At 72.7% G+C, this 21,715-nt stretch carries 19 protein-coding genes and 2 tRNA genes; 5 read left to right on the top strand and 16 right to left on the bottom strand.

What is annotated here, in order from left to right:
* Positions 1-103 precede the first annotated feature (103 nt).
* The 3 genes from glmU to OH807_RS24295 all read right to left on the bottom strand — a co-directional run bounded on the left by glmU (position 104) and on the right by OH807_RS24295 (position 2,507).
* On the bottom strand, positions 104-1,558 hold the full coding sequence (gene glmU / locus OH807_RS24305; RefSeq protein WP_406202462.1) for a bifunctional UDP-N-acetylglucosamine diphosphorylase/glucosamine-1-phosphate N-acetyltransferase GlmU: 1,455 nt from the start codon (positions 1,556-1,558) through the stop codon (positions 104-106).
* Positions 1,559-1,713: 155 nt separating this feature from the next.
* Positions 1,714-1,784: transfer RNA gene (locus OH807_RS24300), tRNA-Gln, on the bottom strand.
* 48 nt (positions 1,785-1,832) lie between these two features.
* Positions 1,833-2,507, bottom strand: coding sequence for a hypothetical protein (locus OH807_RS24295; protein WP_406202460.1), 675 nt, complete (start codon positions 2,505-2,507; stop codon positions 1,833-1,835).
* A gap of 178 nt (positions 2,508-2,685) precedes the next feature.
* Between OH807_RS24295 and OH807_RS24290 the strand changes: the two genes are divergently transcribed.
* Together OH807_RS24290 and OH807_RS24285 are read left to right on the top strand one after the other, a co-directional pair.
* Positions 2,686-3,657, top strand: a complete 972-nt coding sequence (locus OH807_RS24290; protein WP_406202458.1) for an acyl-CoA desaturase — start codon at positions 2,686-2,688, stop codon at positions 3,655-3,657.
* Positions 3,658-3,830: 173 nt separating this feature from the next.
* The gene (locus tag OH807_RS24285) at positions 3,831-4,433 is read left to right on the top strand and encodes a TetR family transcriptional regulator (protein WP_406211156.1); all 603 of its coding nucleotides are present in this window, start codon (positions 3,831-3,833) and stop codon (positions 4,431-4,433) included.
* Between the two features lie 75 nt (positions 4,434-4,508).
* Here OH807_RS24285 and OH807_RS24280 read toward each other — a convergent pair whose 3' ends face one another.
* Positions 4,509-5,297, bottom strand: coding sequence for a methyltransferase domain-containing protein (locus tag OH807_RS24280; RefSeq protein ID WP_406202456.1), 789 nt, complete (start codon positions 5,295-5,297; stop codon positions 4,509-4,511).
* A 110-nt stretch (positions 5,298-5,407) separates the two neighbouring features.
* Between OH807_RS24280 and OH807_RS24275 the strand changes: the two genes are divergently transcribed.
* Entirely contained in the window at positions 5,408-5,905 is a 498-nt protein-coding gene (locus OH807_RS24275) for a MarR family winged helix-turn-helix transcriptional regulator (RefSeq protein ID WP_406202454.1), read from the top strand.
* A 129-nt stretch (positions 5,906-6,034) separates the two neighbouring features.
* Here OH807_RS24275 and OH807_RS24270 read toward each other — a convergent pair whose 3' ends face one another.
* The 3 genes from OH807_RS24270 to OH807_RS24260 all read right to left on the bottom strand — a co-directional run bounded on the left by OH807_RS24270 (position 6,035) and on the right by OH807_RS24260 (position 9,642).
* A complete protein-coding gene (locus OH807_RS24270) occupies positions 6,035-7,588 on the bottom strand; it encodes a polysaccharide biosynthesis protein (RefSeq protein ID WP_406202452.1) in 1,554 nt (517 codons plus the stop codon).
* A gap of 61 nt (positions 7,589-7,649) precedes the next feature.
* Complete coding sequence (locus OH807_RS24265) at positions 7,650-8,633, bottom strand: LuxR C-terminal-related transcriptional regulator (RefSeq protein ID WP_406202450.1); 984 nt, start codon at positions 8,631-8,633, stop codon at positions 7,650-7,652.
* Positions 8,634-9,060: 427 nt separating this feature from the next.
* Positions 9,061-9,642 carry an NADPH-dependent FMN reductase gene (locus OH807_RS24260; protein WP_406202448.1) on the bottom strand — a complete coding sequence of 194 codons (582 nt, stop codon included), beginning with the start codon at positions 9,640-9,642 and terminating at the stop codon, positions 9,061-9,063.
* A 115-nt stretch (positions 9,643-9,757) separates the two neighbouring features.
* On the opposite strand from OH807_RS24260, the gene OH807_RS24255 reads away from it, so the two are divergent.
* On the top strand, positions 9,758-10,471 hold the full coding sequence (locus tag OH807_RS24255; RefSeq protein WP_406202446.1) for a TetR/AcrR family transcriptional regulator: 714 nt from the start codon (positions 9,758-9,760) through the stop codon (positions 10,469-10,471).
* Positions 10,472-10,587: 116 nt separating this feature from the next.
* Here OH807_RS24255 and galE read toward each other — a convergent pair whose 3' ends face one another.
* The 4 genes from galE to OH807_RS24235 form a co-directional block, all read right to left on the bottom strand.
* A complete protein-coding gene (gene galE / locus OH807_RS24250) occupies positions 10,588-11,550 on the bottom strand; it encodes a UDP-glucose 4-epimerase GalE (RefSeq protein WP_406202444.1) in 963 nt (320 codons plus the stop codon).
* 252 nt (positions 11,551-11,802) lie between these two features.
* Complete coding sequence (locus OH807_RS24245; protein ID WP_406202442.1) at positions 11,803-12,471, bottom strand: LuxR C-terminal-related transcriptional regulator; 669 nt, start codon at positions 12,469-12,471, stop codon at positions 11,803-11,805.
* 202 nt (positions 12,472-12,673) lie between these two features.
* Positions 12,674-12,749 (bottom strand) — tRNA-Thr (locus tag OH807_RS24240).
* Positions 12,750-12,916: 167 nt separating this feature from the next.
* Positions 12,917-13,333 carry a winged helix-turn-helix transcriptional regulator gene (locus OH807_RS24235; protein ID WP_406202440.1) on the bottom strand — a complete coding sequence of 139 codons (417 nt, stop codon included), beginning with the start codon at positions 13,331-13,333 and terminating at the stop codon, positions 12,917-12,919.
* Positions 13,334-13,530: 197 nt separating this feature from the next.
* Here OH807_RS24235 and OH807_RS24230 point away from each other — a divergent pair, with 197 nt between their 5' ends.
* Positions 13,531-14,136 carry a flavodoxin family protein gene (locus OH807_RS24230; protein WP_406202438.1) on the top strand — a complete coding sequence of 202 codons (606 nt, stop codon included), beginning with the start codon at positions 13,531-13,533 and terminating at the stop codon, positions 14,134-14,136.
* Positions 14,137-14,199: 63 nt separating this feature from the next.
* Here the strand turns inward: OH807_RS24230 and OH807_RS24225 are convergent, their stop codons facing one another.
* From OH807_RS24225 to OH807_RS24205, 5 genes are all read right to left on the bottom strand, one after another.
* Complete coding sequence (locus tag OH807_RS24225) at positions 14,200-15,546, bottom strand: MFS transporter (RefSeq protein ID WP_406202436.1); 1,347 nt, start codon at positions 15,544-15,546, stop codon at positions 14,200-14,202.
* Positions 15,547-15,709: 163 nt separating this feature from the next.
* Entirely contained in the window at positions 15,710-17,170 is a 1,461-nt protein-coding gene (gene mycP / locus OH807_RS24220) for a type VII secretion-associated serine protease mycosin (RefSeq protein ID WP_406202434.1), read from the bottom strand.
* Positions 17,171-17,267: 97 nt separating this feature from the next.
* Positions 17,268-18,944 (bottom strand): WXG100 family type VII secretion target, encoded by a 1,677-nt coding sequence (locus OH807_RS24215; RefSeq protein ID WP_406202432.1) that lies wholly within the window; start codon positions 18,942-18,944, stop codon positions 17,268-17,270.
* Positions 18,945-18,987: 43 nt separating this feature from the next.
* The gene (locus OH807_RS24210; RefSeq protein WP_406202430.1) at positions 18,988-19,569 is read right to left on the bottom strand and encodes a hypothetical protein; all 582 of its coding nucleotides are present in this window, start codon (positions 19,567-19,569) and stop codon (positions 18,988-18,990) included.
* 278 nt (positions 19,570-19,847) lie between these two features.
* Entirely contained in the window at positions 19,848-21,665 is a 1,818-nt protein-coding gene (locus OH807_RS24205; RefSeq protein ID WP_406202428.1) for an ABC-F family ATP-binding cassette domain-containing protein, read from the bottom strand.
* Between the last annotated feature and the right edge of the window lie 50 nt (positions 21,666-21,715).

The following is a 21,715-nucleotide window of genomic DNA, read 5'->3' as shown; positions in this document are numbered from 1 at the left end:
ACACGGACTGTAAGCCCAGTGGCGCACGTATGACCCCAAGGTTACGCGCCCGCGCAGAAACCGTCCGCCCCGGGACCGCCCACCGGACACCCACCCCGCACCATCAGGCCTCCCCGGCCCCCTCCGACGCAGCAGCCGCAGCCTGCGCCGATGTGGTCCCCGGACGCTTGCGCTCCACCCAGCCCGCAATGTTGCGCTGCTGCGCCCGCGCCACCCCGAGTGCGCCCGGCGGAACATCGGAGGAGATCACCGAGCCGGCCGCCGTGTAAGCGCCGTCACCCACCGTCACCGGAGCGATGAACATGTTGTCGGACCCCGTACGGCAGTGCGCCCCGATCACCGTGCGGTGCTTGTTCACACCGTCGTAGTTCACCGTCACCGACGCCGCACCGACGTTCGTGCCCTCGCCGATCGTCGCGTCCCCGATGTACGAGAGGTGCGGCACCTTCGCACCCTCACCCAGCTCCGAGTTCTTCACCTCGACATAGGTGCCGACCTTCGCCTTCCGGGCCAGCTTCGCCCCCGGACGCAGGTACGCGTACGGACCCGCCGACGCGAAGTCGCCCACCACCGCACTGTCCGCCGTGGTGTTGCTCACACGCGCCCCCACCCCGATCCGGGTGTCCTTCAGCGTCGAGTTCGGCCCCACCTCGCAGCCCTCGCCCAGATGAGTGAGGCCCTGCAGCTGCGTCCCCGGCAGCACCACCGCGTCCGGCTCGTACGAGACCTGCACGTCCATCCACGTCGTCGCCGGGTCCACCACCGTGACACCCGCACGCATCGCCCGCTCCAGCAGGCGGTCGTTCAACAGCCGGCGCGCCTGCGCCAGCTGCACCCGGTCGTTGATGCCCAGGATGTCCCGGAAGTCCGCCGCCACCACCGCACCCACCCGGTGCCCCGCCGTCCGCAGGATCTCCAGCGTGTCCGTGAGGTACTCCTCACCCTGCACGTTGTCCGTGGTCACCTCCGCCAGCGCCACCGCCAACAGCTTCGCGTCGAACGCGAAGACCCCGGAGTTGATCTCGGCGATCGCCCGCTGCGCGTCCGAGGCGTCCTTCTCCTCGACGATCGCCGCCACCGCGCCGTCCGCCTCCCGCAGGATCCGCCCGTAACCGAACGGCTCCGGCACCACCGCCGTCAGCACCGTCACACCGTTGCCCTGCCCGACGTGCGCCGCGGCCAGCGCCCCCAGCGTCTCCCCGGTCAGCAGCGGAGCGTCCCCGGTCGTCACGATCACCGTGCCGTCCAGCTCCACACCGTCCGCGGCCAACGCCTCCAGCGCCGTCCGCACCGCGTGCCCGGTGCCCTTCTGCTCCTCCTGCACCACGGCCCGCGCGCCCGGGTGGTGCGCCGCCAGGTGCTCCTCGACCTTCTCGCGCATGTGCCCGACCACCACCACCAGCTGCTGCGGCGTCAGTTCCTCCGCCGCCGCCACCGCGTGGCCCACCAACGACCGTCCGCACACCTCGTGCAGCACCTTGGGGAGGCTGTTCGACTTCATCCTGGTCCCGCCACCGGCGGCGAGCACGACAACGGCAGCAGGCGAATTGGCACTCACGGGGGGAGGCTCCTCGGTCGGTTCACAGGAGGGCAGTGCAGGCCAGAGGAAGAACCGCACGTCGACGCCCTGGCGCTTCGAGGATAGTGCGAGGCATCCGAAGGAAAAGCCAAGCCCCCGGCCCGCCACCGGCAGACCAGGGGCTACTCATGGTGCTCCCGGAGGAGGATTCGAACCCCCATAAGCTGGACCAAAACCAGCTGTCCTGCCCTTAGACGATCCGGGACCGCGCTGCTTGCGGCTCCGGTCGCCACCGTGCCGCGCTTGCCCAAGACTACGGGGTGAAGGGCGCCACATCTACCTCCATTCCCGACCACCACCCCTCAATCCGTCGGTAGAGATCCGCACTGCCGAGCACGTTGACGGACAAACAGCCCCGGTAGGTCGTTCCCGTGTTCTTCCTGGTCGTCTTCGGGTTGTGGCGCTTGAGGGTGGGACGCAGGAAGCGCTCCACCGGCACCCCTGCGACCTCGGCCCAGTAGTGCTCCGCCCCCTCCACGTCGGCCGACTCGTGGATCGCCACTCGAAGCCGCCACCGGTCTGGTGAAATCCCCAGAAGTTGCAACCAGGCGAGATGGAGCCCGATGACCTGCGGGTCGCTGTTGATGAAGCGGACGGTCTCGCGGCGGGCACACTCCTTGGCCTTCGCCCCCTCGGCCCAGCAGAGGGCGATCCCCACGACGAACAGGTCCCGCTTGCTCATGGGACCGATCTCCGCCTTTGCCGCCTCCTTCGTCCGGACCCGTACCTCATCCCGTTTGGCCATGGCGACAGCGAGCCGTTCCTTGCCCTTGTAGGACCGTGCCCGTCGCGGTGGCGCCGGCAGGTCCCTCACCCGGAGGGATATCGAGCTCTTCGACACCCCCGGCTCTGCCCGGATCTCGTCGTAGGTGCGCCCTTCCCGTCGGAGGCGGCGGGCGGCTTCGCGGTGTTCGGTCTTGGCTCGCATGCAGTGATTCTGTGTGCGATACGTCCCGACACGGGGCGAATCCGGACTTCATCCATCCAGTCGGGTGAATTCACTCAAGCGCCGGGCGGCTACGTATTCCCCTGGCGGCCGGGGTCAACCTACGATGCCGTAGGTTACGCTGACGTAACCTCCCGCCCCTCTCCCCCAAGGGACGCCCATGACCATCCAGGCCGGCGAGGCGCGCACCGACACCGCGCACTCCATCGATCCCGCCCCCACGCTTCTCTCCGCCACCCGCGGCGGCGAGAAGCAGGGGCTCGCCGAGCGGATCGCGCTCGGAGCCTTCATCGCCGTACCGTTCGTCGCCCTGCTCGCCACCGTGCCGGTGGCCTGGGGCTGGGGGCTGGGGTGGACGGATCTCGCGATCGCCACCGTCATGTACTTCCTCACGTGCCACGGCATCACGATCGGCTACCACCGTTACTTCACGCACGGTTCCTTCAAGGCCAACAGGGCGTTGCGGGTGGCTCTGGCGATCGCCGGGTCGCTGGCGATCGAGGGGCCGCTGGTGCGCTGGGTGGCGGACCACCGCAAGCACCACCGGTACAGCGACAAGGACGGCGACCCGCATTCGCCGTGGCGGTACGGCGAGACGGTCCCGGCGCTGCTGAAGGGCCTCTGGTGGGCGCACATGGGGTGGCTCTTCGACGAGGAGCAGACCTCGCAGGCCAAGTACGCGCCGGATCTGGTGGGTGACCCGGCCATAAGGGCGGTGTCCCGGCTGTTCTGGCTGTGGACGACGCTGTCGATGCTGATCCCGCCGCTGGTCGGCGGTCTGGTGACGCTCTCCTGGCAGGGTGCGCTGTCCGCGTTCTTCTGGGGTTCGCTGGTGCGGGTGGCGCTGCTGCACCACGTGACGTGGTCGATCAACTCGATCTGCCACGCGCTGGGGGCGCGTCCGTTCCGGTCGCGGGACCGGTCGGGGAACGTGTGGTGGCTGGCGGTGCTGTCCTGTGGTGAGTCGTGGCACAACCTGCACCACGCGGACCCGACGTCGGCACGGCACGGGGTGCTGCGTGGGCAGATCGACTCCTCGGCCAGGCTGATCCGTTGGTTCGAGCTGGCCGGCTGGGCCCGGGACGTCCGCTGGCCGGACGCGCAGCGGATCGCTGCCCGCCGCGCCGCATGAGGGCTCGCCTGCAGCATGATGTAGGGGTGAACGGGAGCAGCGAAGACAGCACAGGCGGTCATGACAGCACGCGGACGGACGCCGCGCCCGAGGTGGCGCAGGCCCGTTCGCGTGCCGCTGCTCCGGGGGGTGCCGTGGCGCCGGCGGGTCGCCGGCGGGGTGGCCGGGTGCGGATGACCGGGAAGCAGCGGCGGGAGCAGTTGCTGGAGATCGGCCGGTCGGTGTTCGCGGAGCGTGGCTACGACGGGACGTCGGTGGAGGAGATCGCCGAGCGGGCCGGGGTGTCGAAGCCGGTGGTGTACGAGCACTTCGGTGGCAAGGAGGGGCTGTACGCGGTGGTGGTGGACCGCGAGATGCAGCTGTTGCTGGACATGGTGACGGGGGCGTTGACGGGCGGGCATTCGCGGGAGTTGCTGGAGCAGGCGGCGTTCGCGTTGATGGACTACATCGACACGTCGACGGACGGTTTCAAGATCCTGGTGCGGGATTCTCCGGTGGCGCAGTCGACGGGGACGTTCGCGTCGTTGATCAGTGACATCGCGACGCAGGTGGAGGACATCCTGGGTCTGGAGTTCAAGGCGCGGGGGTTCGATGCGCGGTTGGCTCCGATGTATTCGCAGATGCTGGTGGGGATGGTGGCGCTGACCGGTCAGTGGTGGCTGGAGGTGCGGAAGCCGCAGAAGTCGGAGGTGGCGGCGCATCTGGTGAATCTGGCGTGGCACGGCCTGGAGGGGATGGAGCGGCATCCGAAACTGGTGGGTGACCGGAAGGCCTGAGGACCGGGGCCGGGGCCGGCGCCAGGACCGGGACCGGGACCGGGACCGGGACCGGGACCGGGACCGGGACCGGGGTCAGCGTCTGGTGCCGACGGCGAAGATCCGCCGGAACGGGAAGACGGTGCCGTGGGGGCCGGCGGGGTAGGCCCGGCGCAGGAGTGCGCCGTATTCGGTGAGGAAGGCGTCCTGCTGGGCGGGGTCGGTGAGCCGGGCGAGGACGGGGCGCAGTGCGGTGCCCTTGACCCATTCGAGGACGGGGTCGGGGCCGGTGAGCAGGGTGCTGTAGGTGGTTTCCCAGACGTCGGCGGAGCAGCCGGCGGTGGTGAGGGCGTGGAGGTAGTCGGCGGGCGGGTGGACGCCGGCGGGGGTGTCGTCGCCGAGGTGGTCGCGCCAGCGGGGGCTGCGGCGGAGTTCGGTGAGGATGGTGTGGCTGGGGGCGTCGAAGTTGCCGGGGACCTGGAGGGCGATGACGCCGCCGGGTGGGAGGGCGGCGGCCCAGTGGGTCAGGAGCCGGAGGTGGCCGTCGATCCATTGCAGGGTGGCGTTGGAGACGATGGCGTCGGGTGCTGCGGGGGTGGGGTCGTAGGTGGCGGCGTCGGCGAGGAGGTAGTCGGCGGTGGGTTCGCCGGTGGTGCGGGCGGTGTCGAGCATCTGCGGGGAGTTGTCGATGCCGGTGAGGTGGGCTGCGGGCCAGCGTCGGCGGAGGGCGGCGGTGGAGTTGCCGGGGCCGCAGCCGATGTCGAGGACGGTGGGTGCGGGTTCGTGGGGGAGGGTGGGGACGTGGGCGAGGAGGTCGTGGAGGGGGCGGGTTCGTTCGGTGGCGAAGCGCAGGTACTGGTCGGGGTCCCAGGTGGGGGTGGGCATGGCGGCCTCCCAAGTATCTCGACGTCAAGATATCTGAACGCAGCTTCCACGTTACATTTCTCGACGTCAAGAGACTTCACATCGACACATCCCCCGATACACTGATCGTCATGGAGGACGAGGTCGACCGCCTGGTCGCAGCATGGCGCCGAGAGCGCCCCGACCTCGACGTGGAACCACTTGAGGTGCTCAGCCGGGTCAGCCGGCTCGCGCGGCACCTCGACCGGGCCCGGCGGACGGCCTTCGCGGAGCACGGGCTGGAGCCCTGGGAGTTCGACGTGCTGACCGCACTGCGGCGGGCCGGCACCCCGTACCAGCTCTCCCCCGGCCAGCTGCTCACCCAGACCCTGGTGACCTCCGGCACCATGACCAACCGGATCGACCGCCTCACCGGCAAGGGCCTGGTCAAGCGGCTGCCCGATCCGGACGACCGGCGCGGCGTGCTGGTGCGGCTCACCGAGGACGGCCGCGACCGGGCCGACCAGGCACTCGCCGGGCTGCTGGCGCACGAGCGCGAGCTGCTCGCCCAGCTCAGCGGCGCGCAGCAGGGCGAGCTGGCCGGGCTGCTGCGGCAGCTGGTCGCGCCGTTCGACAACATCCCCGGCTGAGCGGGCGCGCGTCCGTCGCACCCTCGCCGTCGTGCCCTCGACGCCGGACTCCGCCGTCGTGCCCCGCCTCCGCCACCGCCACCGCCACCGCCGTACTGCGCCCGCTGTGCCCCGCCCCCCGTCGGCCCGCTAGAACCCGTCGGGGTAGGGGGCGCTGAGCGCGGGCACCGGGGCCGGCTCGGCCTCGGCGGTGCGGTAGCCGGGCAGCAGCTCCGCCAGCCGCCGGCGCACCTCCCCGTCGCCGTTGCCGGCGGCGGCCTCGTACAGGCCGGTCAGGCCGCCGGCGAGGTCCTCGGGGCCGGCGGTGGATTCGGCGACGGTGGCGTAGATCCGGGCGTGCGCGGTGGGCAGCCGTTCCTCACCCTCGGAGAAGAGTGCCTCGTTCAGCTTCTCGCCGGCCCGCAGGCCGGTGTAGCGGATCTCCACCTCGTCCCGACCGAGCTGCACCTGCTCGGCGAAGTTGTGCACCAGGTCGACGATCCGCACCGGCTCGCCCATGTCCAGGACGAACACCTCGCCGCCGCGGGCCATCCGGCCGGACTCCAGGACGAGGCCGACGGCCTCCTCGATGGTCATGAAGAACCGGGTCACGTCGGGGTGGGTGATGGTCACCGGGCTTCCGCTGCGCAGCTGCTCGGCGAGGACGGAGAGCAGTGAGCCGCGGGAGCCGAGGACGTTGCCGAAGCGGACGGCGGAGAAGACGCCGGTGCCGAGGTTGCGGGCGTCGCGGGCGTTGGCCTGGACGATCAGTTCGGCGAGCCGTTTGCTGGCGCCGAGGACGGAGGTGGGGTCGGCCGCCTTGTCGGTGGAGATCAGCACGAACCGTTCGACGCCGGTGGCGAGGGCGGCCTCGACGAGGTGGTCGGTGCCGAGCACGTTGGACTTCACGGCCTCGCTGGGGTGGCGTTCGAGCAGCGGCAGGTGTTTGTGGGCGGCGGCGTGGAAGACCACCTCGGGCTTGAGGTCGCGGAAGATCTGCTGGATCCGCGGGCGGTCGCGGATGTCGGCGATCACGAGGGAGTCGTCGGTGAGCAGCGCCTCGCCCCAGATCTCCAGTTGGAGCCGGTGCAGGTTGGATTCGTCGTGGTCCAGCATGTAGAGCGCGCTGGGGTTGAACGCGTGGACCTGGCGGCAGAGTTCGCTGCCGATGGAGCCGCCGGCGCCGGTCACCAGGACGCGCCGGCCCTCGATGACGTCGCGGACGTCGGCGGAGACGACGTGGACCTCGTGGCGGCCGATCAGCCGGTTGACGTCGAGGCTGCGCATGTCGGAGCCGACGACTTCGCGGCGCAGTGCGGCGAGGAAGGAGGGCAGGTAGCGGACGGCGGCGCCGGCTGCGGCGGCGGCGGTGGCGAGGGCGCGGACGCGTTGCGGGGCGAGGCCGGGGATGGCGAGGGCGACGACCTGGGCGTGGTGTTCGACGGCGAGTGCGGTGAGGTCGGCGAGGGTGCCGAGGACGGGGACGGTGTCCACCGTGCGGCCGGATTTGGCGGGGTCGTCGTCGAGCAGGCCGATCGGGGTGAGGCCGAATTCGGGGGTGCGGCCGAGGTCGCGGACGAGGGCGGTGCCGGCCGCGCCGGCGCCGACGACGAGGGTGCGCAGGCCGGTCGGTGGTGCGCTCCGGTCCGTTCCCGGGGTGTGCGGGGCTGTGTGCGGGCGTGCGGAAGTGCTGTGCGGCGACATCTGTCCTCCGGATTTCCCTGACCTGACGGACCTGAGCCGGTATCTGGGTGTTACGGGCGGATCAGCCGGCGCCGGGTGCTGCGGTCGTGGCGACGGACGGCGGGGCTGGGGGTGCGGCCGGTTCGGACGGACTGATGCCTGCCCGGCGGGCGACCGCGACGGCGGCGAGGGTGGAGTGCACCCCGAGTTTGCCGAGGACGTTCTGCATGTGGGTGCGCACGGTGTGCGGGGAGAGGTAGAGCCGTTCGGCGACGGCCTGTCGGCCGAGGCCGGCGACCATGCAGCGCAGGATCTGCTTCTCCCGGGGGGTGAGCGTGTCGACGAGGCGTTCGCTCTCGGTGCGGTCCCGCCGGGCGGTGGTGAGTTCGCGGATGACGCCGGTGAGCAGGGCGGGCGGCAGGTGGGTCTCGTCGCGCAGGACGCCGCGGATCACGACGAGCAGGCGGGCGAGTGAACTCTCCTTGGCCACCCAGCCCGTGGCGCCGGCGTGCAGGGCGCGGGCGGCGCGGTGCGGGTCGTCGGCGGTGGCCAGGACGATCGCGTGCAGCGCGGGATGGTTGCGGCGGGCCCGGGCGAGCAGGGTGATGCCGTCGGGTGCCGGGGTGGTGCCGTGGTGGGACGCGGCGGGGTGGTGCAGGTGGTGCGGGTTGCCCGGTGGTGGCGGCAGGGCGGGTGGGCCGGTGGGTGGCGCGGCGCCGGGGCCGGTGGCGGGGCGGCGCGGGGCGGGCAGGACGGCCTGCGGGTGGCGGCGGGCGGGGTCGGGCGGGTCGGTGCCCGGCCGGGTGGGCCTGCGGGTGCCGGTGGCGGCGGTTGTGGCGGCGGTGACGGCTGCTGCGGCGGTGCCGCTGTCGGCGCCGAGGTCGGCGTCGATCAGGATGACGTCGAAGGCGCGCCCTTCCATGGCGGCGCGCTCCAGGGCGCGTTCGGCGGCGGCGGCACTGCCGGCCGCACCGACCTCCACGTCGGGCTCGGCGGCGAGCGCCGCGGCCAGCGCCTCGGCGAAGATCCGGTGGTCGTCGACCACCAGGACGCGGATCCGCCCCATCGTCACTCCCCCCTGCTCAGACCAGGTCTGTGCCCGGAGCGACGACCCGGTTCCACAGCCGTGACCTGGGCACTTCTCTGCCGCCCACCCCCCGGTTCCCGGGAGGCCCGAAGGCGCCGGCCCCCACCGGTACCGGATTCAGCGTACGGGGTGGGGGGCGGCCGGGTGGGGGTTTGGTGAAGTTTCGTCAGGAGGTGCGCACTTGGCGTGACTTGGTGCATCCGCGATGTCGTCGGGCCGGTCCGGCGAGGGCGGCCGGGAGTGGCCGGCGAGGCGGGCGGGGCCGGGCGGGCTGGGTGAGCCGGCGGGGCGGGGACGGGCATGGCGACGCCCGGCCCGCGGAGTGCGGGCCGGGCGTCGGGGGCCGGGTCGTGCCCGGTCGGCGGGTCGCACCCGGACGGCGCCCGGTACTGCTCCCCGCAGTGGATCAGACCCCGTACGGGTGCTCGGTGCGGGCGGTGCGCAGCGCGCGGGCCCACCAGGTGAGCTGGTCGAGCATGCCCTTGGCGGCGCCGTTCGGGATGGTGGCGTCGACGGGCTCGCCGTCGTCGCCGAAGACCGCCCAGGCGCTGTGGAAGCTGACGCTGTCCCGGACGGTGACGGCGTGCAGCTCGGCGAAGACGAGTCGGAGCTGCTCGACGGCGCGCAGGCCGCCGCCGAGGCCGCCGTAGGAGACGAAGCCGACCGGCTTGGCCTGCCACTCGGGCTTGTGCCAGTCGATGGCGTTCTTCAGCACGGCGGGGAAGCTGTGGTTGTACTCGGGCGTGATCACCACGAAGGCGTCGGCGGCGGCGAGGCGCGGCGAGAGGCCGCTGATGACCTCGGTCTGCTCGGCGGTGGGCTCGTGGCCCAGGTGCGGCAGGGGGTGCTCGGCGAGGTCGATCAGGTCGAGTTCGAGGTCGTCGCGGCGGCCGGCGGTGCGCAGGAACCAGTCGGTGACGGTGGGCGCGAAGCGGCCCTGACGGCTGCTGCCGACGAGGACGGCGACGCGGAACGGGGTCTCGGACATGGCTCTCTCCGGGGCTGGCTCGGCGGATGCCGCCCGATCGGACGGCCCGTCAGGTAAAGTACAACGTGCATGGCAGTAAGTACAACGATTACTGCAATCCTCTGGGAGGCCCGGCATGACCAGCGCGAACGAGATCCCGGCCGGTCCGCGCCGGGGGCTGGCCGAGAAGCGGGAGGCGATCGTCCGGGCCGCCCGCGCGATCTTCGGCCGGGACGGCTACGCGCGCGCCAGCATCGACGCCATCGCGGCCGGCGCCGGGGTCTCCACCCGGACCATCTACAACCACTTCGCGGGCAAGGAACTACTCTTCCGCACCGTCGTCCAGGAGAGCGCCGGCCAGGTCCGCGCCGCCCACCTGGACGTCATCGAGCGGCACCTGGCCGTGGTGACCGACCTGGAGGCCGACCTCACCGCGCTCGGCCTGGCCTGGGTCGGCGCACTCACCGACTTCGCCGACCACTTCGCGCTCGTCCGGCAGATCAACGCCGACGCGGCGCACCTGCCCAGGGACCTGCTGGAGTCCTGGCAGGAGGCCGGCCCGCGCTGCGCCGTGGCGGAACTTGCGCTCCGGTTCGGCGAGTTGGCGGACAACGGTCTGCTGGTGGCCGCCGATCCGGGCTGCGCCGCCACGCATTTCGTCCAGCTCACCGGCAGCGAGGTGGCCCAGCGCTCGTACTGGGGCGCGCACCCGATCGGCCCGGCCGAGACGGCGGCGATCGTCACCGTGGGCGTGCAGGCCTTCCTGCGCGCCTACGCGGCGCAGCCCACGCCGTCCGCGCAGCCCGTGCAGCCCGTGCAGCCCGTGCGTGCGGCACACGCGGTGCCGTAGCGGTCCGACGGGTCCGGCAGATCCGGCCCGGTCCGGTGGGTCCGGCAGGGGTGCCGGGAACGACGGAGCGCCGCCCCCCGGCGGTCCGGGGGCGGCGCTCACGGGGTGGCTGCGGCCTACAGGCCGTTCTTCTCCAGGGTGAACTTCCAGGCGTCGGCCACGATGTCGTCCAGGTTCGGGCGGCGCGGCGTCCAGCCCAGGGCCTCGTGGGCGCGCTCGGCGGAGGCCACCAGCACGGCCGGGTCGCCCGCACGGCGGCCGGTGGTCTGCACCGGGATCTCCCGGCCGGTGACGCGCTTCACGGACTCGATGACCTCGCGCACCGAGAAGCCGCTGCCGTTGCCCAGGTTACAGATCAGGTGCTCGCCCGGCTCGGCCGCGTCCAGCGCCAGCAGGTGCGCGTCGGCGAGGTCCGCGACGTGGATGTAGTCGCGGATGCAGGTGCCGTCCGGGGTCGGGTAGTCGTCGCCGTACACCGCGATGTGCGGGCGCCGGCCCAGCGCGGCCTGGAAGACCAGCGGGATCAGGTGCGACTCGGGGTCGTGGCGCTCGCCGTAGGCGCCGTACGCGCCCGCGACGTTGAAGTAGCGCAGCGAGACGGCGGCCAGGCCGTGGGCGACGGCCTCGCTGGTGATCAGGTGGTCGACGGCCAGCTTGGTGGCGCCGTAGGTGTTGGTCGGCGCGGTGCGGGCGGTCTCGGCGATCGGCACGACCTCGGGCTCGCCGTAGGTGGCGGCGGTGGAGGAGAAGACGAGCTTGCGCACGCCCGCCGCGCGCATAGCGGCGATCAGCTCCAGCGAACCGGCCACGTTGTTGCGCCAGTACTTCTCCGGGTCCACGACGGACTCGCCGACCTGCGAGGAGGCGGCGAAGTGCAGCACCCCGTCGAAGGAGGCGTCCAGGACCTTCCCGGCCTCCTGGATCCGGCCCTCGACGAACTCGGCGCCGGCCGGCACACCCTCCCGGAAGCCGGTGGAGAGGTCGTCCAGGACGGTCACCCGGTGTCCCGCCTCCAGCAGGTGTGCGGCGACCACGCTTCCGACATAGCCGGCACCACCCGTGACCAGGTACTTACTCATGATGCGACCTCCAGCGGCGACGGTCCGCCGCGTCGGCGGGCCATCGGTGACGTACGTACGACTGGCGCCTATTCTCCCTGGCCGCCGGGGGTGCTCCGGACCGCCTCCCGTGCCCCCGCCGGGCGAAGCCCCGGCCGTCGCGGGGGCCCGGCCGTCGCGGGGGCCCGGCCGTCGCGGGCCGGCCGTCGCGGGCCGGCCGTCGCGGGGGGCCGGCCGTCACGGGGGCCGCGCCGTTCAGTCGGGGCGCGGCGCTCAGTCGCGGCCCATCCGTTCGAGCAGTCCGGTGCGGGCCGCCACCGCCGCCGCCTCCAACCGGGTGCGCGCGCCGAGCTTCATCAGCACTCGCTGGACGTGCGTCCGGGCCGTGCTGGCGGCGATCCGCATCCCGGCCGCGATCGCCGCGGTGTCCTCGCCGTCCGCGATCCGGGCCAGCACCTGGACCTCACGGCGGGTCAGCAGGCGCAGCAGCCGGACGGCCTCGTCGTCCGATTCGGCTGCTGGGCGCAGCAGTTGGTCGAAGGCGCCGCGCAGGACGTCCACGGTGACGGCGGCCTCGCCGGCCCGGGCCCGGGCGATGGCGCGTTCGACCACCTCGATCCGCTCGTCGCTGGGCACGTAGCCCGCGGCTCCGGCGGCGAACGCGCCTGCCACGCCGCGGAGTTCGCCGACCGGTCCGAGGACGATGACGGCCACTTCGGGCCGTTCCCGGCGGATTCGGCGGAGTCCGTCGAAGGCCCCCGGCTCGCCCGGTCCGGCCAGCCCGAGCAGGCAGACCTCCGGTCGGCGGCCGGCGACCAGGTCGGCGGCGGATCCGGCGGGGGAGCCGACGGCGAGTACCCGGTGGCCGCGCAGCTGGAGCGCGGTGGCCAGCGCCTCGGCCAGCAGCCGATGGTCGTCGACCACCACGAGTCGAACGCCCATGACGCCCTCCCGGTCGGGTCCGGCTCCGCGCCCGCACCCGGTGGGGCGGGCGGCCGATGACGCACCATCACAGCGCATTCGGTACCCGGACCGCTAGGCCGCCTCCCGGGGGCGGGGTGCGGTCCGTGGTCCGGAGCAGGGCCGGGGGCGCCGTCCGGAGCAACGCAAAAGACCCCCGCCCGTTGGGCGAGGGTCTTTCACTTGGAGCCCCCATGCGGAATCGAACCGCAGACCTTCTCCTTACCATGGAGACGCTCTACCGACTGAGCTATAGGGGCGAACCGGTCGAACAAGGAAGACATTACACGGCCGACGGCCCGGAAGGGAAATCGGCCTCCGCCGCTCCCGGGGGTGCGCACCGGCCGGCTCACGGGCGCACTCGAAGCCCGGTCCGCACTCCGTCAGGCGGTGGGGTGGGCCCGGCCCGGAGGCGGGGCGGGCCCGGTCAGGCGTCGGGGTGGGCCCGGTCGAACTCCTCGCGGGCGGCGAGCATCAGGCCGGTCCGTTCCTCCGTCCAGCGCCCGACCGGGGCCACCAGTGCGGCGAGCTCGCGGCCGAGCGGCAGCAGGTCGTAGACCACCCGCGGCGGGGTCTCGGGGTACACCGTCCGCCGCACCAGGCCGTTCCGCTCCAGCGAGCGCAGTGACTGGGTGAGCATCTTCCGGCTGACGCCGTCGACTCCGCGCTGGAGTTCGGAGAACCGCTGCGGCCCGCAGGCGTGGAGGACCATCATGATCAGCATCGACCACTTGTCCGCCAGCTCGGCGAAGACGGCCCGGCTCGGACAGAGCTGGGCGAAGACATCAAGCCCCTGGGGCTCGTCGGCCCCGGCCCCGGCGTGGGCCTGCTCCTGTGTCGTCATTCCTCCAGGGTAACCGGAAGTCTCCAATCCATCCTTGGTAACCAATAGAGACCTGGTCTATATTGGAGACCGACGGGGGCCGCCACGGCCTGTCCGTGGCCCTGCCGCGCCCCCGTCGTCCGCAGCCCTGCCTGCCTTCCCCTGCCCCGCCCCGCCTTCCGCGCCCCTACCTGCCTTCGTCGAGGAGCACTCCCGCCATGACCGCCACCCGCCCGACCGTCGCCATCGCCTTCCACTCCGGCTACGGCCACACCGCCGTCATCGCCGAGGCCGTCGCCCGCGGCGTCGCCGCCACCGGGGCCGAGGCCGTCCCGATCGCCGTCGACACCATCACCGACGAGCAGTGGGCCCGGCTGGACGCCGCGGACGCGATCATCTTCGGCTCGCCCACCTACATGGGCACCGCCTCCGGCGCCTTCCACACCTTCGCCGAGGCCAGCAGCAAGCGCTGGTTCGGCGACGCCTGGCTGGACAAGGTCGCCGCCGGCTTCACCAACTCCGCCTCCAAGAGCGGCGACAAGGCCGGCACCCTCGGCTTCTTCCAGACCCTCGCCGCCCAGCACGGCATGAACTGGGTCAACCTGGGCCTCAAGCCCGGCTGGAACTCCTCCACCGGCACCGAGGACGACCTCAACCGCCTCGGCTTCTTCGCCGGTGCCGCCGCCTCCACCCCCTCCGACGGCGGCCCCGACACCGTGCACAAGGCCGACATCGCCACCGCCGAGTACCTCGGCGAGCGAGTCGCCAAGCACACCGCCGTCCTGCTGGTCGGCCGCGCCGCCCAGGCCGCTCCCGCCGCCTGAGCCCCGCACCCGCCTGCCCTCCGCTGCGGCCTCACGCCGCTACGACGTCAGACCCTCACGCCGTCACGCCGCCGGATCCGCCCCCAGCACGGGCGCCCGGCGGCGTGCGCCGTCCACCCCAGCCACCGCGAGGTCCGTACCGCTGGTCTCCGGGAGCAGCCGCAAGCAGAGCAGCGCCACCAGCCCCAGCGCCACCAGGTACCAGCCGACCGGCTCCGCCGTCCCGTACGCCTCGGTGAGCCGGGTCGCGACCAGTGGCGTCGTCGCCCCGCCGACCACGCCGCCCAGGTTGTACGTCAGCGCGGCCCCCGTGTACCGGACGCTGGTCGGGAACAACTCCGGCAGGTACGCCGCCACCGGCCCGAACAGGCACCCCAGCACCACCATCGACCCCGCCAGGGCCAGGAACATCAGCGGCCGCCGCACCGTCTCCAGCAGCGGGAAGAGCACCGGTGCCCAGCACACCGCGAGCACCGTCGCCCCCGACAGCGTCCGCCGGCGCCCCCACCCGTCACTGCGCCGCGCGCTCACCCAGACCGTCCCGCCCATCGCGACCCCGCCCGCCAGCAGCATCGACAGCACCAGCGTGCTCGGCACGCCCAGCCCGGTCGTCGCGTACGCCAGCGCGTAGGTGGTGGTCAGGTAGAACATCGCGTACCCCACGGTGATCATCCCGCAGCCGAGCAGCACCGTCCGCCAGTGCCCGCGCAGCACCTCGACCACCGGCGGCCGCTCCCGCACCCGCCCGGCCTCCGCCGCGAACAGCGGCGTCTCCTCGATCCGCAGCCGCACGAACAGGCCCACCGCCACCATCAGCAGCGACGCCAGGAACGGGACCCGCCAGCCCCACGCGTGGAACGCCCGCTCGTCCAGTGCCAGTTGCAGCGCCAGGAACACCCCGTTCGCGAGCACGAACCCGATCGTCGGCCCGAGCTGCAGGAACGCGCCGTACCGCCCCCGCCGCCCGGCCGGCGCGTTCTCCGCGATCAGCAGCGCCGCGCCGCCCCACTCCCCGCCCAGCCCGACGCCCTGGCAGACCCGCAGCACCACCAGCGCGACCGGTGACCACCACCCCCACGCCCCGTAGCCCGGCAGCACCCCGACCGCCGCCGTCGACAGCCCCATCAGCAGCAGCGACACCACCAGCGTCGCCTTCCGCCCCAGCCGGTCCCCGAAGTGCCCGAACACCACCGCCCCCAGCGGCCGTGCCAGGAACGCCACCGCGTACACCGAGAACGCCGCCAACAGCGCCCCCACCGCGCCCAGTTCGGGGAAGAACACCGGCCCGAAGACGAGCGCGGCCGCCGTTCCGTAGAGGAAGAAGTCGTAGAACTCGATCGCCGTCCCGATCAGCGCCGCCGCAGCGGCCCTCCGCAACTGCGCTGCCCGCCGGGCATCCTGCGTATCCATACCGCCACCCTGACGACCCGCCCGCCCCACGCCCAGCACCCACCCGGGTGACACCGGCGCACCCCCTGCCCGCGCGCCTCCCCGTCACCACGCACCCCCGGAAACACCACTGCCCGGCCGCCGGGCTCACGCCCAACGGCCGGGCAGTCACACACCCTTCCGGCTACCTCGCGTACGGGTTGTCGCCCGGCGGAGCTGGCGGCCCGTACACCGGCGGCACCGGGGGCCCCGCAGGCCCGCCCTGCTGCGGCGGGTACCCCACCGGCGCAGACGGCACGGGCGGCATCGGCGCCGCCGGGCCGCTCCGCCCCGCGGCACGCTTGCGAACCACGAAGAAGATCACGCCCGCCACCAGCACCAGCCCGACGACCACCGCCACCACGATCGGCAGGGTGCTGCCCGAGTCCGACGCCTTGTCAGCCTGCGGCTGCACGGCCGGCGACCCCACCGGCGAACTGCCCCCGCTCGGCACAGCCCCCGCCGACGGCACAGCCGACGCAGACGAGGACGCGGACGCCGACGCCGTCGCGGACGGAGCCGCCGACGAAGACGCAGACGGCTGCGACGGCACGGGCACCGGGGCGGCCGCCTCCGGAATCGGCGACACGTCCGCCGGCCCAGGATCCCCCGGCGTCGCCAGCGCGACACGCGGCCGAACAGCCCCGTAGCCGACGTTGTCGGACCGGGCCGAGCCGTCACTCGGCTTGCCCGCCGTGTTGATCAGCACACGGGTGACCTGGTTCGCCGTCCAGTCCTGGTGCATGGACCACACGAGTGCGGCCGAGGCGGAGACCAGGGCCGCCGCGTCGGACGTGCCGTGGCTCTGGCAGTAGCCAGTGGAGCCGATGCAGGCCTCGACCATGTCCATCCCGGGCGCGGCGAGATCGACCTGCGGTCCCCGCTCCGACTCGCTGGTCGTGGTCCCGTTCCGGTCGACCGCCCCTACCCCGACCACCTTGGGCAGCCCACCCGGGTACTCGACGGGGTTGCCGCCCTGCGCGTCATTTCCGACGCTGGCCACGACCAGCGCACCCTTCGCGGTCGCCCGTGCGATGGCATCGGTCAGCTTGGCCACGTCGTCCGGCGAGGTCCAGGTCGCGGACATCCCCTGGGAGACGCTGATGACCTTCGCACCCGCGTCGGCCGCGTACGTAATGGCCTGCCCGATCTGGCCGAGGTAGGTGGTCGCGACCAGCGGCTGTCCGTTCTTACCGTTGTCGATCTTCAGCGGCAGGATCTTCACCCCCGGGGCCAGCCCGTAGGCACCCTTGCCGGACCTGCCCTTGCCGGTTCCCGCGATGAGGCTGGCCATCTGCGTCCCGTGCCCGTCGGGGGAGGTCCCGACTCCGCCCGGCAGCCCGCTGAAGTCCTTGCCCGGCAGGAACTGCCCGACCAGGTCGGGGTGGTCCAGCTTGTAGCCACCGTCGACGACCGCGACCGTGATGCCCTGCCCCGTCGAGGTCTTCCACATCTCCGGAGCCTGCATGGCGTCCAGGTGCCACTGACTGTCACGGATCGAATCCTCGGCCGCCGCGGGTCCCGCGATCGGGCCCACTACCACCCCTGCGGCCAGGAGAGCCGAGGCGACCACCCGCCCCCGCAAGCGCACGCTCGTCCGCCTCATCACCACTCCTCGTCGTCTCCCCGTCGGCCGAGGACCGCGCCCCGGACAGGTCTGCCCGGCCACCGGGTGGGCCCAGTGGCCGGGCAGCCGTTCGGTCCTACTCAATCACGCCCGGATTGCTCTGCGGCGTACCGCTGGTCCAGGTCTCTTCGTCCTCGTGGAGGTAGTCGGCCCGCTGCCGGCGCTCGCGCTCGCTCTTGCCGGTGCCGCCGCCCGTCATACCGGGGCCGCCCGCCATGCCGTTCTGGCCCGACCGTGCGCCGCCCTCGGCACCGGGGCCGCCGGGCGCACTGGCCCGGCGCAGACCCGTACCGCCCGGGGTGAACTCCCCGCTCGCGGTCGGCCCCTTGCGGCCGCCGACCGTTCCGCCGGTGGTCGAGGTCAGCCCGCGGCCCCGCGCACTGCCGCCGGAGCCGCCGCCGTGACCGCCCGCGCCCGGGTGCATGCCGCCGCCCTGACCGCCCATACCGCCGCCGCTCGCGCCGCCGGACCGGCCGCCCTGGGCCGCCGCCTCACGGCCGAAGACCTGGCCGCCGCCGGGGATGCCGGGGGTGCCGCTCTTCGACGGCAGGGTGCCACCACCGAAGGTGCTCGTCCGGCTCGAACCGGGGCCGGTGCCCTTGGGCGGCACGGAGCCGCCACCGCCACCGAACGGGCCACTGCCCTTGGGCGGCACGGAACCGCCGCCACCGCCGAACGGGCCGGTGCCGGGGAAGGGGGTGGTCGGGTTGGGGGTGCTCGGGTAACCCGGCTGTCCCGGAGAGACCGGCGGCAGGTTGCCACCGCCGCCGCCGGGGACGGTCGGACCCGTCTGGCTGGGCAGGGTCGGCGCGGGCGGCAGGCTGTTGAGGTCGGTGCCGGGGCGGTCGCCCGGGTACGTCGGCGTCGGGGCCGGCGTGGGAGTTCCCGGGTCACCCGGCAGCGGCACCTGACCACCGTGCGAGGGAGGCAGGGTGCCACCGCCGCCCGGGCTGCTCGGGCCCTGCGGGCCGGTGGCCGGCGGACGGGGCGTCACCGAACCGCCGCCACCGCCACCCCCGACGGGCGGGCTGTAACTGCCGCCACCACCGCCGACACCGCTGTGCGGGTTGCGGTAGCCGCCGCCGGAGCCCGTCCCGCCGCCACCACCGCCACCTCCACCGAAGTCCGAGGAGCTGTCCTGGCCACCACCGGGGGTCCCCGGCAGGCTCGGCGGTTCGAGCGAGTTGAGCTTGGTCGTCGCCGCCTCGTACGCCTGCGCCAGCTTCACCATCTGGTTGACGGCTTCCTGGTGCTCCTGCTCGACCTTCTTGGCCGCCTGCTGTGCCTCGGCCGTCGTCACCCAGTTGGGGTTGCTCTGCTTCATGACGGAGTCGACGGTGGACCCGACGCCGTACCGGGTCTCGAAGTCCGCGGGGATGTACGGGATCGACTGGTTCTTGTGCTTGGCGACCCGGTCGATCTCGGTCTGCGGCAGCGGCGGCACGGCGGTCTTGGCGGTGCTGAGTGCCTCGCCGGCCTGGTGCATCGCGTCGCCGGCGCCGGTGGAGTAGTCGCCGAGCAGCGCGGCCGACTTGTGGAAGTTACCGGCCCAGGTCTTGAACTCCTCCGCGGCCGGCCCCTCCCAGCTGATCTGGTCGACGTGCGCCTTGAGCGCGCCGCTGAGCTCCTTCAGCACCTTCCCGGCCGCCTGCAGCTGGCTCCCGCGGCTCAGCACCTTGGCCGGGTCGGTGCTCTCGACCATGGCCTTGAGCTCTTCGTGCTTCTTGGCCTCGAAGTTCGTTCCGCCTGCCATTACCTGCTCCCCGTCATGCCGAAAGTCCCACCCTGGAGCGCCATCAGAAGGTCACCGTCGGGCCGGGGCCGTTCGGCCCTGCCGCCGGAGTGACGATGCCCGCGTTCTTGGCGACGGTCTGCTGGGCGGCCGTCGTCTGCTCCTCGTTGCCCGCGTAGTTGCTGGCCGTCTTCGCCACGCCGTTCTTCATCGCCTCGATCTGGGAGACGAAGCTGGCGTGGAGCTTCACCAGTTGGTCGTGGACCTTCCCGTACGCGGACGTGAGGTCGGTCGACTCGGCGAAGTTCTTGCCGAAGTTGTCCGCGTGCAGGCGCTGTTCCTGGAGCTTGTACGGCGCCGCCGCCGAGCCCTCCATCGCCTGGAGCAGTGCCTCGATCTTCTTCGTGAAGGCAGTCAGGGTGTCCAGCTCGATCTGGACGTTCTTGCTGCCGAAGGCGGCGACCAGCGACGAGGCGCTGGTGTTCGTCTCGGCGGCGCGGACGATGTTGTCGGCCACGCCGAACATCTTGCCGAACCAGCTGTTGCCGTGATCGCCGCCGAGCGAGAACGGTGTCTCGTCGGGCGCGGCCGCAACCGTCGTGCCGTTGGTCGTCCCCGTACCGTCGCCTGCAGGCGCGTCTGCCACCGCAATCCACCTCTCCCCCGTGTGCGGGGCGGCCCGCAGGCCGCCGCACCGCAACACACCGTCAACTTCTCGGTCGTACAGTCGTACCCGGCGCTCGCCGTCCGCCCTGGGACAGCGGTCGCCTCAGCCATCGTAGCCACCACCACCGTCGGACCGGCAGGCCCCTTGGCAGGAGCGACCGCGATCGGTACGAACTTGACACGTACAACGCCCCCCGGTGCCATCCGGCGCGCGGGGCGCCGGTGGCATCGGGGGGCGTTTCGGGTGGTTCGGGCGGCTCAGACCTGCTCGGCCAGCTCCATCCAGCTCATCTCCAGCTCCTCCTTCTCCTCGCGGACGGCGCGCAGCTGGCTGTCCAGCTCGGCGACCTTGGAGAAGTCGGCAGCGTGCTCGGCGAGTTGGGTGTGCAGCTTGGACTCCTTGGCGTCCAGCTTGGCGATCTGACGCTCCAGCTTCTGCATCTCCTTCTTCGCCGCGCGGGTGTCCCCGGCCGACAGGCCGGGGGCCGCGTCCACCGAGGCGGCACCGGCCGCGGACGCGGCGGCGGCAGCGGCGGAGGCCGCCATCCGGGCGCGCCGCTCCAGGTACTCGTCCACGCCGTTCGGCAGCATCCGCAGCTTCTTGTCGCCGAGCAGCGCGTGCACCACGTCGGTGGTCCGCTCGATGAAGAAGCGGTCGTGGCTGATCACGACCATCGAGCCGGGCCAGCCGTCGAGCAGGTCCTCCAGCTGGTTGAGCGTCTCGATGTCGAGGTCGTTGGTCGGCTCGTCGAGGAAGAGCACGTTGGGCTCGTCCATCAGCAGCCGGAGCAGCTGGAGCCGCCGGCGCTCACCGCCGGAGAGGTCGCCGACGGGGGTCCACTGCTTGTCCTTGCCGAAGCCGAACTGCTCGCACAGCTGGCCGGCGCTCATCTCCCGGCCCTTGCCGAGGTCGACCCGCGAGCGCACCTGCTCGACGGCCTGCAGCACCCGGGTGGCCGGGTCCAGCTCGGCGACCTCCTGGGAGAGGTAGGCCAGCCGCACCGTCTTGCCGACCTTGATGACCCCGGACTCCGGCTGCACGTCGCCCTCGGAGGCGTACGCGTCGCGCATGGCGCGCAGCAGCGAGGTCTTGCCGGCGCCGTTGACGCCGAGCAGGCCGATCCGCTCACCGGGGCCGAGCTGCCAGGTGAGGTCCTCCAGCAGCAGCTTGGGGCCGGCCTTCACGGTGACGCCTTCGAGCTCGAAGACGGTGCGGCCGAGCCGGGCGTTGGCGAACTTCATCAGTTCGCTCTTGTCGCGGGGCTCCGGCACGTCGGCGATCAGGGCGTTGGCGGCCTCGATCCGGTAGCGCGGCTTGGAGGTGCGGGCGGGGGCGCCGCGGCGCAGCCAGGCGAGCTCCTTGCGGGCGAGGTTCTGGCGCTTCTGCTCCTCGGTGGCCTCGATCCGGGTGCGCTCGGCGCGGGCGAAGACGTAGTCGGAGTAGCCGCCTTCGTACTCGTGCACGGAGCCGTGCTGGACGTCCCACATCCGGGTGCTGACCTGGTCGAGGAACCAGCGGTCGTGGGTGACGCAGACGAGGGCGGAGCGGCGGTTCTGGAGGTGCTGGGCGAGCCAGGCGATGCCCTCGACGTCGAGGTGGTTGGTGGGCTCGTCGAGGACGATCAGGTCGGGCGAGCCGAGCAGCAGCTTGGCGAGGGCGATCCGGCGGCGTTCGCCGCCGGAGAGCGGGCCGATGACGGTGTCGAGGCCGTCGGCGAAGCCGGGCAGGTCGAGGCCGCCGAAGAGGCCTTCGATGATGTCGCGGATGCGCGCGTCGCCGAGCCATTCGTGGTCGGCCCGGTCGGCGATCACCTCGTGCCGGATGGTGGCCGTGGGGTCGAGCGAGTCGTGCTGGGTGAGGACGGCCATCTCGACGCCGCCGGCGTGGGTGATCCGGCCGCCGTCCGGCTCCTCCAGCTTGGCGAGCATCCGGATCAGGGTGGTCTTTCCGTCGCCGTTGCGTCCGACGACGCCGATCCGGTCCCCCTCACTGACGCCGAGGCTGACCCCGTCGAGAAGGGCCCGGGTGCCGTAGACCTTCGTGACGGACTCGATGGTGGCGAGGTTGACGGCCACGTGTGCTGCGCTCCTGGAGTTCGACGGACCCGGGGCTCAGAGGGAGCCCC

The sequence above is a fragment of the Kitasatospora sp. NBC_01560 genome (assembly GCF_045208415.1).
Taxonomy (GTDB): Bacteria; Actinomycetota; Actinomycetes; order Streptomycetales; family Streptomycetaceae; genus Kitasatospora.
The sequence above is the reverse complement of the archived record's forward strand: the minus strand, read 5'-3'. Positions and strand labels throughout refer to the sequence as shown.

Excerpts from the sequence above, each read along its gene's own strand:
- OH807_RS24265 (WP_406202450.1), bottom strand. The coding sequence starts at position 8,633 with ATGGGGCGGATCCGCGTCCTGGTGGTCGACGACCACCGGATCTTCGCC.
- OH807_RS24215 (WP_406202432.1), bottom strand. The coding sequence starts at position 18,944 with ATGGCAGGCGGAACGAACTTCGAGGCCAAGAAGCACGAAGAGCTCAAG.
- OH807_RS24245 (WP_406202442.1), bottom strand. The coding sequence starts at position 12,471 with ATGGGCGTTCGACTCGTGGTGGTCGACGACCATCGGCTGCTGGCCGAG.
- OH807_RS24255 (WP_406202446.1), top strand. The coding sequence starts at position 9,758 with ATGACCAGCGCGAACGAGATCCCGGCCGGTCCGCGCCGGGGGCTGGCC.
- OH807_RS24295 (WP_406202460.1), bottom strand. The coding sequence starts at position 2,507 with ATGCGAGCCAAGACCGAACACCGCGAAGCCGCCCGCCGCCTCCGACGG.
- OH807_RS24225 (WP_406202436.1), bottom strand. The coding sequence starts at position 15,546 with ATGGATACGCAGGATGCCCGGCGGGCAGCGCAGTTGCGGAGGGCCGCT.
- galE (WP_406202444.1), bottom strand. The coding sequence starts at position 11,550 with ATGAGTAAGTACCTGGTCACGGGTGGTGCCGGCTATGTCGGAAGCGTG.
- OH807_RS24260 (WP_406202448.1), bottom strand. The coding sequence starts at position 9,642 with ATGTCCGAGACCCCGTTCCGCGTCGCCGTCCTCGTCGGCAGCAGCCGT.
- mycP (WP_406202434.1), bottom strand. The coding sequence starts at position 17,170 with ATGAGGCGGACGAGCGTGCGCTTGCGGGGGCGGGTGGTCGCCTCGGCT.
- OH807_RS24230 (WP_406202438.1), top strand. The coding sequence starts at position 13,531 with ATGACCGCCACCCGCCCGACCGTCGCCATCGCCTTCCACTCCGGCTAC.
- OH807_RS24280 (WP_406202456.1), bottom strand. The coding sequence starts at position 5,297 with ATGCCCACCCCCACCTGGGACCCCGACCAGTACCTGCGCTTCGCCACC.
- OH807_RS24235 (WP_406202440.1), bottom strand. The coding sequence starts at position 13,333 with ATGACGACACAGGAGCAGGCCCACGCCGGGGCCGGGGCCGACGAGCCC.
- OH807_RS24275 (WP_406202454.1), top strand. The coding sequence starts at position 5,408 with ATGGAGGACGAGGTCGACCGCCTGGTCGCAGCATGGCGCCGAGAGCGC.
- OH807_RS24290 (WP_406202458.1), top strand. The coding sequence starts at position 2,686 with ATGACCATCCAGGCCGGCGAGGCGCGCACCGACACCGCGCACTCCATC.
- OH807_RS24270 (WP_406202452.1), bottom strand. The coding sequence starts at position 7,588 with ATGTCGCCGCACAGCACTTCCGCACGCCCGCACACAGCCCCGCACACC.
- OH807_RS24285 (WP_406211156.1), top strand. The coding sequence starts at position 3,831 with ATGACCGGGAAGCAGCGGCGGGAGCAGTTGCTGGAGATCGGCCGGTCG.